The organism is Shewanella sp. WE21 (genome assembly GCF_002966515.1).
GTDB classification, from domain to species: domain Bacteria; phylum Pseudomonadota; class Gammaproteobacteria; order Enterobacterales; family Shewanellaceae; genus Shewanella; species Shewanella oncorhynchi.
This window is the reverse complement of record NZ_CP023019.1, coordinates 1,698,982-1,712,976: the sequence shown is the minus strand read 5'-3', so window position 1 is coordinate 1,712,976 and position 13,995 is coordinate 1,698,982. Positions and strand designations below refer to the sequence as shown.

Annotated in this window: 12 protein-coding genes; 5 read left to right on the top strand and 7 right to left on the bottom strand. The window is 47.1% G+C overall.

All coding sequences use genetic code 11. The features are described 5' to 3' along the window. A complete protein-coding gene (locus tag CKQ84_RS07330; RefSeq protein ID WP_105250733.1) occupies positions 1-1,359 on the bottom strand; it encodes an isochorismate synthase MenF in 1,359 nt (452 codons plus the stop codon). 515 nt (positions 1,360-1,874) lie between these two features. On the opposite strand from CKQ84_RS07330, the gene CKQ84_RS07325 reads away from it, so the two are divergent. From CKQ84_RS07325 to CKQ84_RS07315, 3 genes are all read left to right on the top strand, one after another. After that, entirely contained in the window at positions 1,875-3,245 is a 1,371-nt protein-coding gene (locus tag CKQ84_RS07325; protein WP_105250732.1) for an ATP-binding cassette domain-containing protein, read from the top strand. Positions 3,246-3,551: 306 nt separating this feature from the next. Then, the gene (locus tag CKQ84_RS07320; protein WP_105250731.1) at positions 3,552-4,742 is read left to right on the top strand and encodes an HD-GYP domain-containing protein; all 1,191 of its coding nucleotides are present in this window, start codon (positions 3,552-3,554) and stop codon (positions 4,740-4,742) included. 113 nt (positions 4,743-4,855) lie between these two features. After that, positions 4,856-5,491, top strand: coding sequence for a paraquat-inducible protein A (locus tag CKQ84_RS07315; protein WP_105253024.1), 636 nt, complete (start codon positions 4,856-4,858; stop codon positions 5,489-5,491). A gap of 74 nt (positions 5,492-5,565) precedes the next feature. Here CKQ84_RS07315 and CKQ84_RS07310 read toward each other — a convergent pair whose 3' ends face one another. Genes CKQ84_RS07310 through CKQ84_RS07295 form a run of 4 tightly spaced genes read right to left on the bottom strand, consistent with a single transcriptional unit; the run spans position 5,566 to position 11,171 of the window. Then, complete coding sequence (locus CKQ84_RS07310) at positions 5,566-5,871, bottom strand: DUF3240 family protein (RefSeq protein WP_105250730.1); 306 nt, start codon at positions 5,869-5,871, stop codon at positions 5,566-5,568. Next, positions 5,868-8,921, bottom strand: a complete 3,054-nt coding sequence (locus CKQ84_RS07305) for an efflux RND transporter permease subunit (RefSeq protein ID WP_105250729.1) — start codon at positions 8,919-8,921, stop codon at positions 5,868-5,870. The genes CKQ84_RS07310 and CKQ84_RS07305 overlap by 4 nt, the downstream gene beginning before the upstream one ends. 1 nt (position 8,922) lies before the next feature. Beyond that, positions 8,923-9,951: a membrane fusion-like protein gene (locus CKQ84_RS07300; RefSeq protein ID WP_105250728.1), complete on the bottom strand. Its 1,029-nt coding sequence runs from the start codon at positions 9,949-9,951 to the stop codon at positions 8,923-8,925. Continuing rightward, entirely contained in the window at positions 9,948-11,171 is a 1,224-nt protein-coding gene (locus tag CKQ84_RS07295) for a metal transporter (RefSeq protein WP_105250727.1), read from the bottom strand. Before CKQ84_RS07295 ends, CKQ84_RS07300 begins: the two co-directional genes overlap by 4 nt. A gap of 145 nt (positions 11,172-11,316) precedes the next feature. On the opposite strand from CKQ84_RS07295, the gene CKQ84_RS07290 reads away from it, so the two are divergent. After that, on the top strand, positions 11,317-11,862 hold the full coding sequence (locus CKQ84_RS07290) for a LuxR C-terminal-related transcriptional regulator (protein ID WP_105250726.1): 546 nt from the start codon (positions 11,317-11,319) through the stop codon (positions 11,860-11,862). Positions 11,863-11,975: 113 nt separating this feature from the next. Beyond that, positions 11,976-12,122 carry a hypothetical protein gene (locus CKQ84_RS07285; RefSeq protein WP_105253023.1) on the top strand — a complete coding sequence of 49 codons (147 nt, stop codon included), beginning with the start codon at positions 11,976-11,978 and terminating at the stop codon, positions 12,120-12,122. 23 nt (positions 12,123-12,145) lie between these two features. Here the strand turns inward: CKQ84_RS07285 and CKQ84_RS07280 are convergent, their stop codons facing one another. Together CKQ84_RS07280 and CKQ84_RS07275 are read right to left on the bottom strand one after the other, a co-directional pair. Next, positions 12,146-13,096 (bottom strand): YeiH family protein, encoded by a 951-nt coding sequence (locus CKQ84_RS07280; protein ID WP_105250725.1) that lies wholly within the window; start codon positions 13,094-13,096, stop codon positions 12,146-12,148. Between the two features lie 286 nt (positions 13,097-13,382). Continuing rightward, entirely contained in the window at positions 13,383-13,946 is a 564-nt protein-coding gene (locus tag CKQ84_RS07275; protein ID WP_011845404.1) for a malate synthase, read from the bottom strand. Positions 13,947-13,995 lie beyond the last annotated feature (49 nt).

Here is a 13,995-nt window from a genome sequence, read left to right as displayed (position 1 = left end):
TTACATTTCGAATAGAATCGACATTATGGTTGCGAGTTTATTTTCAAGCTCTTGCCACTCAGCTTCGGGCTCAGAACCTGCAATAATTCCCGCCCCCGCAAATAGGTTAATCCGACCGGGTTCGATCAGCGCACTGCGGATCGCTACCGAAAACTCACTCTCATATTTATTGAAATAGCCGCAGGCACCGGCGTACCAACCGCGAATATAACCTTCACGTTGACGAATAAAGTTTAGCGCTGAATACCGCGGTAAGCCGCCAACTGCAGGAGTAGGATGCAGGGCTTGTAACAGTTGGAAATCATTCACGCCCGGTTTCAATTCGGCTCGAATTGCACGGTGTAAATGTTGAATATGGTTCAGTTTAAAAATAGTCGCTAATTCATCGGCGCCAACATAATTGCTCAGCGGCGTGAGCATATTCACTATGTGGCTACGAACAAGTTGGTTTTCAACGCTATTTTTGTTGTCTTCTAATAAAGCGTTCGCCAGCGCAATATCTTCTTCTTGATTGAGACCGCGTACCGTTGTACCAGCAAGTGCCTCGGTAAATAGCTCCTGCTGACGGCGGCGGAATAAACGCTCTGGTGAGCAAGAGATAAAAGTGCGATCTGGGCTAAATTGAAAGCCAAACTGGAAACTATTGGGATTACGGCCCTGCCAGCAAGCCAGTACCATCCAAGGATCGATAGGTTCGTTGACTTCAAGTTGTGTTAAGCGGGATAACACGACTTTTGGGGTATCTTGATTGAACTTAGGATCCACCACTTGCTCGACTAATGTCTTCCAACGTTCAAAATCAGGTTTGTCACTGCGCCCAAGTGGAACGATCTTTTTAGGTGGCGAGAGTGGCTTAGCAGGCATGACGGCTTCGATAGCGCCGATGGCCTTATCTATCTCGCTATGGTGATCATTATCAGCAAAATTAAGATTCACTAATAGGCTAAATTTGTTACCACTGCGTCTAAATTCAATGCGCGGCAGGATAAAGCGGCTATTACCGAACTCAGGCCAAGACTCTATAGTGCGATCGAAGGCAACACCGCCATAGTAGCGAATATTCTGATTCGTCGATAAGGCTCGCTGCTCTTGGTAGGCCATGGCCAGTTGCTGATCATTGATTCCGGTTTCAAATCTAAAGTCTTTGCACGCCCCTATCGCCGCGACTTCTTCGATTCTGTCGCGCCCATGCCAGTAGATCCTTGGGTATTGAGCCTGGGATGCCAGCCATGAAATTAAAGGCATAGCGACAGTGTTTAGTGACAACTGCACTATCGGTTCCGTCGGTGGAACTTGCTTTAATTGAATGAGTTTGTCGATGAGAGACTTAAGGTCTTCAGACAGGGCATGAACGGGCAAATAGAACTCCAAAGATAACGGATGAAGGCGAAAGCTGAAGGTCACTCTGTCAGCGTCAATAAATTCGACTCAGGTTAATGTCCTCTTTTACAAGCCATTTACCTGTAGTGATTTTAGTCTGTAAATAAGAATCTTTCGCTCAAATTAAAGGCCACGGTCGAGTGTGTCAAGATGTAAGGCCCTATCGTGTGACTTTCGCCATAGTCTCATTTTTCGCTGATAAAAAATGTGACTTGAGTGGGTCTTTTTGTCGGGCAAGTCACCCTCGGTGGACATTTTGTCTCTTAGTCGCTAAATGTACTTTCCCTTTGTCGTAATTAGTCGATCTAGGTTGGTTTTTAAACGTTTTTCGGTTGAGACAGAATAATCGCGGTCCACAATAGCTGGCACATCTTAAATTTTCTACGTGACAAGTTAGATGTCTATTAACGTATGACTCGCCGTGGGAATGAAAAGACGACTAGGGTGAAGCCTTGTCATAGGCTGTTCGTTAGATCTTTATAGGCAGATATAGCATGAAACTCTTAGATCTCGAAGGCGTTAGCTTCAACTATGGCAGCCAGTTACCGACGGTATTACAGGAAATTAACTTGGCGATTTGTACAGGCCAATGCCATTGCGTGAGCGGTCCTACGGGCTCAGGAAAATCGAGTCTGCTAAACCTACTGGCGGGCGTGTTAAATCGCCCGCATGAAGGTGACATCTGGCGTTATCCTCAATTGGTTACGGGTCTAGTAATGCAAGACCCACAAACTCAGCTACTAAGGCAAACCGTTGGTGCCGAGGTGGCTTTCGCCTTAGAAAACCTCGGTATTCCCGCCGAGCAAATGCTACCTAAAGTGCAATTAGCACTACGGCGCGTGGGCTTGTATCTGCGCCTCGATACCCAAGTCAGCACGCTTTCCCTCGGTCAAAAATATCGCTTAATGATCGCCGCCCAACTAGTGTCAGAGCCGCATTTACTGTTGCTCGATGAACCTTGGGCACAACTCGATGATCACGGTGTGAGTGAGCTGCTGGTCGTGCTTCGCAATCTTATCCAAGATGGTATGGCGCTAGTATTAGTTGAGCATAACGCCTCGGCATTCGCCGAGATTATTCAGCATTATTGGCAGTTAGAGGCTGGCAAGTTGTCCGAAGGCATCTATACAGTGAGCGATGCGCCGCAAATTGAAGCGCCTGCGTGGCGACATCAAGCTAAATTTGAGCATTTAGGCAAAGTCTTGGTCAGTGCCGAAGCCTTTGATTTTGGGTTCGATGCTTGTCCCACGTTATTTGCGTGTCCACAAGGATTTCAATTGCAAGCGGGGGAGATAGTGACCTTAGTGGGCGACAACGGCTCTGGTAAAACGAGTTTATTGAAAACCATAGCGGGCGTGCACAGTTTAAGGCAGCGTCTTCCCCTTAAAGTGCTAGGGCGAAGGCCTAAATTGGGGATTTATGGCGCTGAATTGGGACTATTGATGCAAAGGCCGAGTCGACAATTATTCGAGTCTAACGTGCTAGCCGAAATGCAGTTTAGCCTTAGGCGCTTTGAGCTCCCCAAAGAGCGAGCTGTGCAAATGTTAGACGAGTTGGATTTATTTAGCTTAGCCCATCTGTCGCCCCACAAATTATCCTACGGCCAACAGCACTTGATTGCCTTAGCGTCACTCGCCTGTCTACGCCCTAAGGTGCTGCTTTTGGACGATCCATTGGCGGGGATGGATAAGCATTACTACGGCAAAGTGTGGTACTTGCTAAAGCGGTTAAGCTCCCAAGGTTGCGCTATTTTGCTCAGCACTCACAGAAGCATTGAACACAGCGCAGTGTCACGGCAACTGAGTTTACGTAATGGTTTATTGGTGGAAGAGTCAACTGAAATGGTTGAGCGTTATGTGGGGTAATTGTGAGCTTTTCGCGCGTGAGGGGCGCAGGTTTTGAATGCCTAGCCCTTAGGCATTTGTTGAAATAATGAGAGATTGAAATGGGCCTAATCTACGCCTTAAGCTCTGATTTCATCGTATCTTGTTTAGGACCCTTTATTTACCAAGAAAGTCTATGGTGATTTTCTAATCCTCGTCTTAGAATGCCCCTCACGTCTGTTCTATAATAATCAAAAATAACAACAGAACATTTGAGCGTAAGTCGCTTTAATGTCGTATGGTTAAGTTGATATTTTATTCAGGCACATCATCCTTGGGGTTGTAGATATGAGTGAGTCGGCAGAATCAGTTGAACTTATCAAATTACCTGTGTCGCAATTGACATTAGGTATGTTTGTCAGTGCCATAGACAAAAATGATAAAGGTCAACTTGCTATTGCAAATGCAGGACAAATTAAACACAAGGATGCGATTTTAAAGTTAGCTAAAAGTGGTATTAAATTTGTTTGGGTAGACGCTGATCGTTCGGCTGAACATTGTGGGTTAAAGAAAAAAATCACTAACGATAATCAAACTGACAATAAAAAAGCGCTCATTAGCCGCGATAAGCAACAAGCTCAAGCTAAAGTCATGCTTACCGAAGCGAAAGACCTCATTCGTAAAGTCTTATCTGAGACCTTCGAAGGTAAAGCCATCGAAGTTGCCCCCTTCGAAGCGTTGGCCGATACCATGATAGAGTCAGTGATGTTGGATGCTGATGCGCTTAAATGTATGTCTGCACTCCGTTCAAAAGATGCCTATCTACTTGAACATTCAGTGAATGTCGCCTTTCTACTGGTTACCTTTGGTAAATACTTAAAGCTAGATCGCGTCATGTTACGGGAAATGGCGGTCGGCGGGATTTTGCACGATATTGGCAAGATTAAAGTCGACAATAAAGTGCTGCATAAGCCGGGCAAACTGACGCCGGAAGAGTTCGAACATATGAAGCTGCATCAAGTGTATGCGCTTGAAATTATGAACGAAACTACTGGTCTGTCACAGATCAGTAAAGATATCTGCTTGATGCACCATGAAAAATTAGATGGCAGAGGTTATCCAAGGGGTTTGAAGGGTGATGAAATCCCCCGCCATGGCCGTATGAGTTGTATCGTTGATATCTTCGATGCTTTGACAGCGACGCGATGTTATAAAGAGGCTATGAGCCCTGCCGCGGCCTTTAAAATTTTACTCAGTCTGACGCCATTCCATTTGGATCAAGAATTGGTCTATGAGTTTATTCGTTGTATTGGTGTTTACCCTGTGGGTTCCTTAGTTGAATTGTCGGATGGTCGTGTTGGTATTGTTTGGGCCTCGAAAGATAGGGATGCGCTACATCCAATCGTAAAGTGTTTTTATTCTTTAAAAGTAAAACGTTACACTGATGTCGCTATGGTGGATTTATTAAAATCTGAACTTTATATTGAACGCGGTGTGTCACCGAGTACATTAGATATCGATCCGACTCCTTTCTATTAATCTTCAAATCCTACCTTAAATACCGGTCATCTGAGTCGATGGCTGGTGTGAATGATTGCAGAGCCTGCGCTAAAAACCGTAAACTGAAAGTATTTCTCTGGTCGAGCAATGCTATGAACAGTGCTATGAAATCTCTATTTCCTATTTTTATCATTATCTTATCCTTGGCTTTGTTAATCCCTGGGGTGACTCAACCTATTTTGAGTATCAGCGGCAGTATCGATAAGGCCAAGCTGGCGGAACAAGGCATAGAGCAAGTTGCCCAAAGCTTTGATGAGGACTCTGGACGTGACAGTGCCCGCGGCATGTTAAGCATGGTCAGTGGGTTGCTTGGGTTTAATAGCCTTAAGGGCGAAGTCCAAGTGTTGCAGAAGACTCGTAGTATTTGGGGAACAGTGACCGAGCTTTATCACTCTGGTAATGGACTCGTCGCGGGATTAGTCATGTTATTCAGCGTGGTGGTGCCAGCCTTGAAGTTGAGCTTAATGTTGGCACAGCAATGTGTTAGCTCGATTGGCCTGAAACTGAGGATTAATGCCGTCGTCAACGCACTCGCCAAGTGGTCGATGGCCGATGTGTTTGTGATAGCGCTGATCATCACCTTTATGGCGGGGAACGCCTCAGGTGGCATGGGGGAAATGCTAAAAACCCAAGCGCAGTTTGAAAACGGTTTTTACTTCTTTACCGCTTACTGCATTTTATCGATCCTGAGTGGTTTTTTAGTGCGGCGTCCAACGCCAATTTTGTAGCTATTTTATAAGGCATCCTGACCTTAGCGATAAGGCCGGATGACGAGATTTAACGCGGTTAATGGCGCAGTGAGTTAGGACAAAGTGCCATTTTGATAAATGGGCATAATCCAATAGCGACAGGGATTATGTTTGCAGACCAACGCCAGCGCAGCGAGCAGCGCGGCTTGTTGTGCAACGGGGTGCATGATTTCGAATTTGCAAAACTCCCGATAACCTTCCACTTGTTCCTTGATATTAAAATGGCTGTGTTCACGGCTAAAACCACAAATATTCCCTAGGCTAAAACCCGATAGAAACTCTAACTCTATCAAGGTATCGACTATGTCGTCCTTAATATCATTTTGGGCGATCAGTACTAACAGTTGTTCTGTGCTCATTTACGTTTCTCCAGCCAAAAATACAGAATTGGCAGTAAATACAGTGTGGTAATGGTTGAAGTGAGCAGACCGCCAATCACCACAATCGCTAAAGGTTTTTGAATTTCAGCCCCAGGACCTGAGGCAAACACTAGCGGCATAAGACCAAACATGGCCGTTGTCGCCGTCATCAAAATGGGGCGTAAACGCCGCGCCGCACCTTGTTCTACCCGTTCGCGCAGATTACTGAACATGTGCTTGGTTTGTTCGTAATAGCTGACCATTACCACGCCATTGAGCACAGCGACGCCGAGCAGGGCGATAAAGCCAACTGAGGCGGGCACGGACAAATACTCCCCCGATAAATACAGGCTAACTATGCCGCCCATCATAGCGAAGGGAACGTTGGCGAGGATTAAGCCCGCTTTGGCCAGTGAGCCAAATGTGGTGAATAAAATCAAAGTGATCAGTGCGATAGCAATGGGGATCACTAACAGTAAATTGCTGGTGGCTCGCTGTTGGTTTTCAAACTCGCCACCAAAACTCACGCTATAACCGCTCGGGAGTTTGATTTCCTTTGCGATTTTAGCGTTGAGCTCTTCTACAAAACTCACAATATCACGACCCTGCACGTTGGTGGTGATCACTGAAAAGCGATTCCCTTGCTCACGCTCGATAAGGATGGGGCCTTGCTTATAGCTTAAAGTGGCGACATCACTCAGGCGTTTTAAGGAGTGATCTGGCATCACCAGTAACTGATTTTTAAGCTCATTAATGCTGCTTAAGTGGCTCTGATTATTAGCCATCAGTACGGGTGTGCGCTTCTTACCTTGCAGCACTTCGGTCACGATTACGCCTTCGAGTTGGCTTTTCAGGTAGCGAGCAAACTCCATGGTGCTCATACCAAAGCCACGGGCGAACTCGTTATCTAAGGTGAGGTTGATAAAAGGACTGCCTTCGATCATCGCCATTTTCACATCGATGCTGCCGCTGGTGGCATTAACCAGCTGTTGGATTTGGCTCGTGAGCTGACCTAAGGTGTCGATATCATTACCAAAGACCTTAATCGCCACGTCGCCAATGCTACCGGTGAGCATTTCGGACACGCGCATTTGTATCGGTTGAGTGAAGTTAAAATTAACGCCGGGATAGTCCAATAACACAGTGCGGATCGCATCGATAAGCGCTTCTTTATTTGCAAAGCGCCATTCGCTGCGGGGCAGAAGTTCTAAGAATACATCGGTTTCATTGAGCCCCATGGGATCTAAGCCGATTTCATCCGCGCCAGTACGCGCCACCATTTGTTTGATTTCAGGAACTTTAGCCAGCAAGGTTTGCTGAATTTGCTTGTCGATGGCAATCGAAGCTTCGAGTGAAATCGATGGGGATTTCTCCAGCTGCAGGATAATGTCGCCTTCATCTAAGGTCGGCATAAAGGTTTTTCCCACTAACCCGAACAGCCCTAGGCTGACGATAAGCAAGCTAAAGGCGATCACCATAAAGCGTTTTTGATGGCTAAACGTGCTCTTGAGGCTGACCAGATAAAACTGTTTAAGCTTTTCAATCGCCTTAGGTTCCTTGGCGGCTTTTTCGTTGACTAGATAAGAAGCGATAACCGGAATGACAGTTAACGACAACACCAGCGCCGACAGCATGGCAAACACGATAGTGACCGCAACTGGGGTGAAGAGTTTGCCTTCAAGCCCGCTCAAGGTCAGTAAGGGCGAGAACACTATCATGACGATCACTGTGCCCGACACCACGGGAATGGCAACGTCCTTGGTCGCGCGAAAAATCAAATGCAGCCGCGGTAATCTCTGCTTAGTAGCGATGAGATTCACCATGTTTTCGACTACGACCACAGATGAATCCACCAACATGCCGATGGCAATAACCAGTCCGCCTAGGCTCATTAAGTTCGCAGAAAGATTGAAGTAATCCATCATCAAAAACGTCATCAACGCGGCAAGAGGCAGCGAGAGTGACACGACCAATGCGGCGCGCACGTTACCTAAAAATAGCGCCAGTAAGATGATCACCAACACTACGGCTTCGAACAGGGCATTGGAGATGGTCTCAATCGCGGTATTGATCAGATTCGCGCGGTCGTAAAAGGTGTTGATCTGGCTCCCTTCTGGTAAGGTTAGGCTGATTTGATCGAGTTTTTCTTTAATGTTTTTGACTACTTGTGCGGTATTGGCGTCTTTCAGGGCGATGATCAAGGCTTCGGCGGTTTCATTGCCGTCTTTAGTGACTGCGCCATAGCGGGCTAAGTGGCCAATTTGAATATCGGCCAAATCCTGCAGTCGATACACTCTGGCATCATCGGCCTTGATCACTAATTGTTTGAGCTCGTCGATGTCATCGATGCGACCTTCGGCACGCACTATGATGGTATCTGTACCAATCGTGAGCTTGCCCGCACCTTCGTTGTGATTATTCTCAACTATCGCCTGTTGCAGCGCCGCAAAACTTACGCCTGCGACCGCCATAGCTGCAGGTTTGGGGGTCACACTAAAGCTTTTGGCATAGCCACCGAGGATATTCACATCGGCGACACCTGCAACGGTTCGTAGTAGCGGACGGATTTCCCATTCGAGTAATTGACGCCTTTCCATCAGTGATAGATTGGGATTTTCGAGTGAAAACATAAAGATTTCGCTGAGTGGCGTACTCATAGGCGCTACGCCGCCCGTCACACCTTCAGGGAAACTGTCCCACACGGCGGCGATGCGTTCACTCACCTGCTGGCGCGCCCAATAGATATCTGTGCCTTCGTCAAAATCTAGGGTGATATCGCTGATGGCGTATTTAGTGGTTGAGCGCAGAATCGATTGATGGGGAATGCCTAGCAGTTCGGTTTCAATCGGCACGGTAATTTGCGCTTCGATTTCCTCCGGCGTCATGCCGGGCGCCTTGAGGATGATCTTCACTTGGGTGGGCGAAATATCGGGAAAGGCATCCAAGGGAATGGAAAACCAGGCTCGCGCTCCCGCTAACATGATGATCAGCGCCACAATCAGCACAAATAAGCGCTGCGTAAGCGAAAAGCGGATGACTGAGGTCAACATCTTATTCGCCTCCTAAGCCAAGCATTATGCCTTTGACTGCAGCAACTGACTGGGATAACACTTGGATTTGGCTGAGTTCTTGATCGCTTTCAACGATATATTGCTCTGGGGTTGAGCCAAGAATATTGATTGTAATCGAGGTGAGCGTGTCGGCGGTTTTAGTGAAGACTTGGCTGTCTTGCTCCCAACTGAATACGCTATTTTTAGGCAATAAATACACCGCCTTTTGATACTCGGGTATCACAGTGATCTGTTGTCCTAACAGTAAGTTACACTCCTGCGGTACGGGTGATGACCAAGCGGTCACAAACGCACCTTCGGCGATGGCCGACACGGACTCAATGGCGATATGGCACTGATTGATATTCACCGCCGAAAGTGAGTGCGACTGACTCATTGGCACACTGACCTTGACGCGAATGCTGTCGCTGGGCACCAGTGAAAATAACTGTGAACCCGCCATATAAGGCCCATTCACTTGGTTGAGTTTAACGATCCCCGCCACTGGCGTGCCTACCACTAGGGAGTCTGTGGTGGCATCTGTGCTTTTGACTATCTCCATAAAATGCTGCATGTGCTCGTATTCGAGGTGAGTGCTGAAGTAGTCTTGGCTGATCTCTTGCCATTTTTCTGCGCTGATACTGCCATTGTTTAATAAGGGTTTATTGCGCTCATAACGGCTCTTTGCCAGTTGATATAAGCTGCCAGCAGCTTCGACTTGGGCGAGGTAGTGGAACACTTCTGGCCCAGTCAGTTTGACAATCGCTTGGCCTTTAGTGACGAGCTGGCCTTGGCCGACAAGAAAGCTGATCTGCTGGATATTCTCCGGCGTGCTGATCCAATAATCGTTACCGGGGAGGATTTCAACCTGTGCGGGCAACGGGCTGCCCTCATAACTGGCGACTTTCTGTGGTTGTACGTAGCTCAGGTCTAAATTACCGAGGGAGCTTATCGTTAAGGATTCAGCCTGCACTAAAGTGGCAACACTGGCGGATAAACAGAAAAGGCATGCGCCGTACTTGGCCATCATAATGAAATTCCTAAGGCTTGCAGTTGTTGGGAGTGCAGTTGTTGCTGCGCGACTTGGTTCAGTGCTAAGCGGGATTCGGTATCGAGGGCATCCATATAGCGGCGCAGCCAGACTTCGTAGCTAACTTGATTTTGGTCTTTGACCTTGGCCAGCTCTTCAGTGATGGTGCGGCTAAGGTGTAAGGCTTGGGTTAGCAATGTCTGTTGGTCGAGTAAGTTTTGTTGCTGTTGCTCTAGCTTTTTAAGCTGAGTTTTTAGCTCGATATAGGTACGGTCGAGGTTGAGCGTGTGCTCGGTATTGGCTTGTTGCCATTGGGATAATTCGGTTTGTGATAGGGCAGAACCTAAGGTCAGTGGTACAGAAACGGCGATGCCAAGCTGTTGATCATCGACTTGATTATCGGCGGTATTTTTGGCCGTGAGTGAGACTGCCCAAGGATCGTTATTCCCTGCTTGCTGACTCTGGATGATCAACAGCTGTTGCTGCTTCTGCAGGCTCAATAGTTGCCATAATGGATGCTGCGCGAGCATGTCATTGGGTTGGTTGTTGGCAGAAAGTGGCCGCGCGGTTTCGGCTATGTTCTGCGGTATTTGCTCTTGTCCGGTGAGTTGTTGATAGAGGGCACGCGCCTCGGCCTGTTGCTGATTAAGATCGACCCGCTCCAGTGCAATATCCACCAGTTCGCGTTCTAAAAAGAGAATGTGGGCAATCGGCAGTTCGCCCGCATCTGTGAGTTGCTTTTGCTGATGATGGAGTTTGTCGAGTAATTGGCTCTTGCGATCTAATTGGGCCAGTTTTACTGCGGCAAGGCGATGTTCCCACAGGCTTTGTCGCAATAATCCCGATAAATACAGGCCTTGCAGCGCGGCTTGTTGCACCTGAATGCCTTGGGCGAGTTGTTTAATTTGCTTATCGCTGCTGTGCAAAGCAGGGGATTTTATTGGCAAATTGAGTGAGAGTTCCTGCTCGTAGCTGTTACCATTATCTAGGCTACCTAAGTGACTCAAGCTAATGCTCGGCAGGCCATTGAGCCAAGATGAGCTGCTTAAGCTTATTTGTGATTGCGGTAACTGGCCGCCTGATTGAGATAGAGAATGTAATCTTGCTTGGCTGGTGGTGAGTGCTTGAGATAGCTCGGAATGCGCGGCGTGGCACAGGAAACTGCTGCTGACTAAGGTCGCCAACAGACATAACTTGATACAAGACGTACTGACAGACATAGGACGATTCTATGGTAATAAAGTGTGCTGTCAGTGTAGGGATTAGTGGGCGAAAGTCGTGGGGGACATGTATCATAAAACCGTCTATGGTACATATGTCCCATAAATTAATTATTTGATTTTGCTTTTATTTAGGAGTTTTTCGATGAAGGATCTTGTCATTATTGGTCTGTTGGCCTTGATCATATGCTTTAAGCTTTTTGACATCACTTCCGACATTCAATTGGGCATTCCCCAATGGCATATTGCGCAGGAAGCCATGTTATTAGTGCTCACTGTGATTGGTGCCATGTACTTAAGTTATGACCTTATTCGTCGCTCCCGCGAAGTGAAAGCGTTGGCTAAACGGTTGGAGCATGCGGATAAAAAAATCGACAATATGTCGACGCAAATGCGCTCTGCCAGACAAGAATATAGCCAAGCGGTGTCGCAGCAATTCGAGACTTGGGGCTTTACTAAGAGTGAGCAGCAAGTGGCATTTTTATTACTTAAGGGCTTAAGCTTTAAAGAAATTGCCGAAGTGCGCCAGACGAAAGAAAAAACCGTCAGACAACAGGCATCGACCATTTACGGTAAAGCGGCAGTCGATGGACGCCATACTTTTTGCGCTTGGTTTATGGAAGATTTTATTCAAGAACATAATCAAGATCTTGCTGCGAATGAAGCGGCATCAAGCCCTAAGGCTGCTTAATCAACGCTGGATTGGCTTAGCTGTTATAGCTATTTGTTATTGAAAATTGATATTTGCTGAGGTTTTAGTTCTAAACAATAATGAGCATCCCCTAAGTTTGCAGGAAGATGCAATTGAAAAACTGGCTGATTATCGTGTTTTGCCTGATTGCCTTGGTCGCTTCGACGCAAACCACAGGACTCGTGCGCTCACTTATCGAATTCTCCGCCTTTGTTGGCGTCCTCTACTGGGCTTGGCGAATGAAGCCGACAGCAGAGTAGATTGGCTTTGAGTTAAATCTTAGCTATTGAAAATAAAGAATATACACTAAAGACGTGATACCAATCGCTGCCCACAGCATCACCCCAAGCAACAAAGGTTTGGGGCCACTCGCCCGCATTTTCTGCACTGTAATTCCTGCACCAATCAAAAACAAACACAGGACTAATGCCCGTTTCGACACCATAAATAAGGTGTCATAAACAGCGTGGAATTGTGGCAACCAATGGGCTACGGCAATGGCTAAACAATAAAAACCGATAAAATACGGCAGGTTAAGCTTGCGCTTATCGCCACCAAACAATATAGCGCTGACTAATGCGATCGGGATAATCCACAGGGCACGGGCGAGTTTTATAGTGGTTGCGGTTTTTAAGGCTTCATCGCCGTAGGCCGAAGCCGCGCCAACAACCGACGAAGTATCGTGGATGGCGATGGCACTCCACACGCCAAAATCGTATTGGCTCATATTGAGCAAGTGGCCGAGTGCAGGGAATAAAAATAGCGCGACTGAATTGAGCACAAATACGCAGGCTAATGCAGTGGCGGTTTGATCGTTACGCGCATTGATGGCCGGAGCGACTGCGGCAATGGCGCTGCCACCGCAAATAGCGGTACCAGAGGCGATTAAGTGGCCCGTGACATGATCAAATTTCAGGGCGCGGGTGAGCATAAACCCTAAGCTGAGGGTGAAAAAGATTGAGCCAACAATCAGGCCGAAGTTGTGGGTGCTCGCCTCGATCGCCGCGTTTAAGTTAATCCCAAACCCTAAGCCAATGATCGAATAAGACAGGAGTTTTTTGGTGAGTGCGGCGATATTCCATTGCACTGGCACCCAACCAAGGCTGGCTAAGGTAAAACCGAGCACTAGCGCCATGGGCGATGAGATAAAAGGCGCGAGGCATAACAAACCCGCACAGATGAAAACGATGCGATGAGTCTTATTATCTTGCTGTGATGTCGATGAAGAATTCATAACGCCTTAGGCTCGAGCGATTCGGTTTATCGTTCCAACCACAGATCTTCACATTAAGCGACGGATACAAAATGGCGATCAATTGGATTGATCATGGAGACAGATGCAAGAGGGCATTATAGCTGTGTGTATGAGCCTCAATAAAATCAATTAAACTTATCTAGTTAATCAGTTTTATTGACTCTCAGAGGATTGTGCAAAGTAGGAGGGTAAATTGAAGAAGATGAACTGAGCTCAGTTCATCTTTTGGGCTAGATAATAAATGGCGAGGTTACAAAGCGTGAAATTATAAATTTACGATACTTTTCAAGTTGTAATCGCTGCCATCCTTTGCAGTAAACAACTTATCTTGGGTGTCGTTGGCGCTGGACATACCCGCATGTAATAGGCTGAGCCAATGGCGCGATGCGGCAGAACGTGACTCTGGTGTTCCGACTACCATGTTTAATGACGTTCCGATTTGGATATCTTCCAGATTGGCAACGTCTCTCGCACCTATCATGCCACTGCGGTCGAAACTGAGTTCAACGTGGCAACCTAGGTCCTGTAACACTATGGCGCAAGGCGCATCTTTAGTGCCGTTAAAGGCCACAAACTGTTTTGGCTGACGTAAACCACTGTGGCTGCCGTCGGCAAAAAAGGCCAACAGGTGTTGGTAGTAAACCACATAGCTGCTCACATCTTGGTGTGAACCAGAGTTAAGTGGAAAGAGGCGGTCGAGGAATTGTTTCGCATTAGCGATCTTCTCGTGCTCGGCGACATTCACTTGGGCCACGGCTAGCACTTCTTCTGCGATGAGGCTGTTTAGATTCGGTTGGATCTGGTTGCTCTTGATAATTGACATATTCATCGCTTGTTCCTCTCACTCTTTCAATTTAAAAAAATTCAGGGTTTTGATT

Bases quoted from the DNA above. Each gene is read 5' to 3' on its own strand.
- CKQ84_RS07325 (WP_105250732.1), top strand. From the start codon at position 1,875: ATGAAACTCTTAGATCTCGAAGGCGTTAGCTTCAACTATGGCAGCCAG.
- CKQ84_RS07320 (WP_105250731.1), top strand. From the start codon at position 3,552: ATGAGTGAGTCGGCAGAATCAGTTGAACTTATCAAATTACCTGTGTCG.
- CKQ84_RS07315 (WP_105253024.1), top strand. From the start codon at position 4,856: ATGAACAGTGCTATGAAATCTCTATTTCCTATTTTTATCATTATCTTA.
- CKQ84_RS07310 (WP_105250730.1), bottom strand. From the start codon at position 5,871: ATGAGCACAGAACAACTGTTAGTACTGATCGCCCAAAATGATATTAAG.
- CKQ84_RS07305 (WP_105250729.1), bottom strand. From the start codon at position 8,921: ATGTTGACCTCAGTCATCCGCTTTTCGCTTACGCAGCGCTTATTTGTG.
- CKQ84_RS07300 (WP_105250728.1), bottom strand. From the start codon at position 9,951: ATGATGGCCAAGTACGGCGCATGCCTTTTCTGTTTATCCGCCAGTGTT.
- CKQ84_RS07295 (WP_105250727.1), bottom strand. From the start codon at position 11,171: ATGTCTGTCAGTACGTCTTGTATCAAGTTATGTCTGTTGGCGACCTTA.
- CKQ84_RS07290 (WP_105250726.1), top strand. From the start codon at position 11,317: ATGAAGGATCTTGTCATTATTGGTCTGTTGGCCTTGATCATATGCTTT.
- CKQ84_RS07280 (WP_105250725.1), bottom strand. From the start codon at position 13,096: ATGAATTCTTCATCGACATCACAGCAAGATAATAAGACTCATCGCATC.
- CKQ84_RS07275 (WP_011845404.1), bottom strand. From the start codon at position 13,946: ATGAATATGTCAATTATCAAGAGCAACCAGATCCAACCGAATCTAAAC.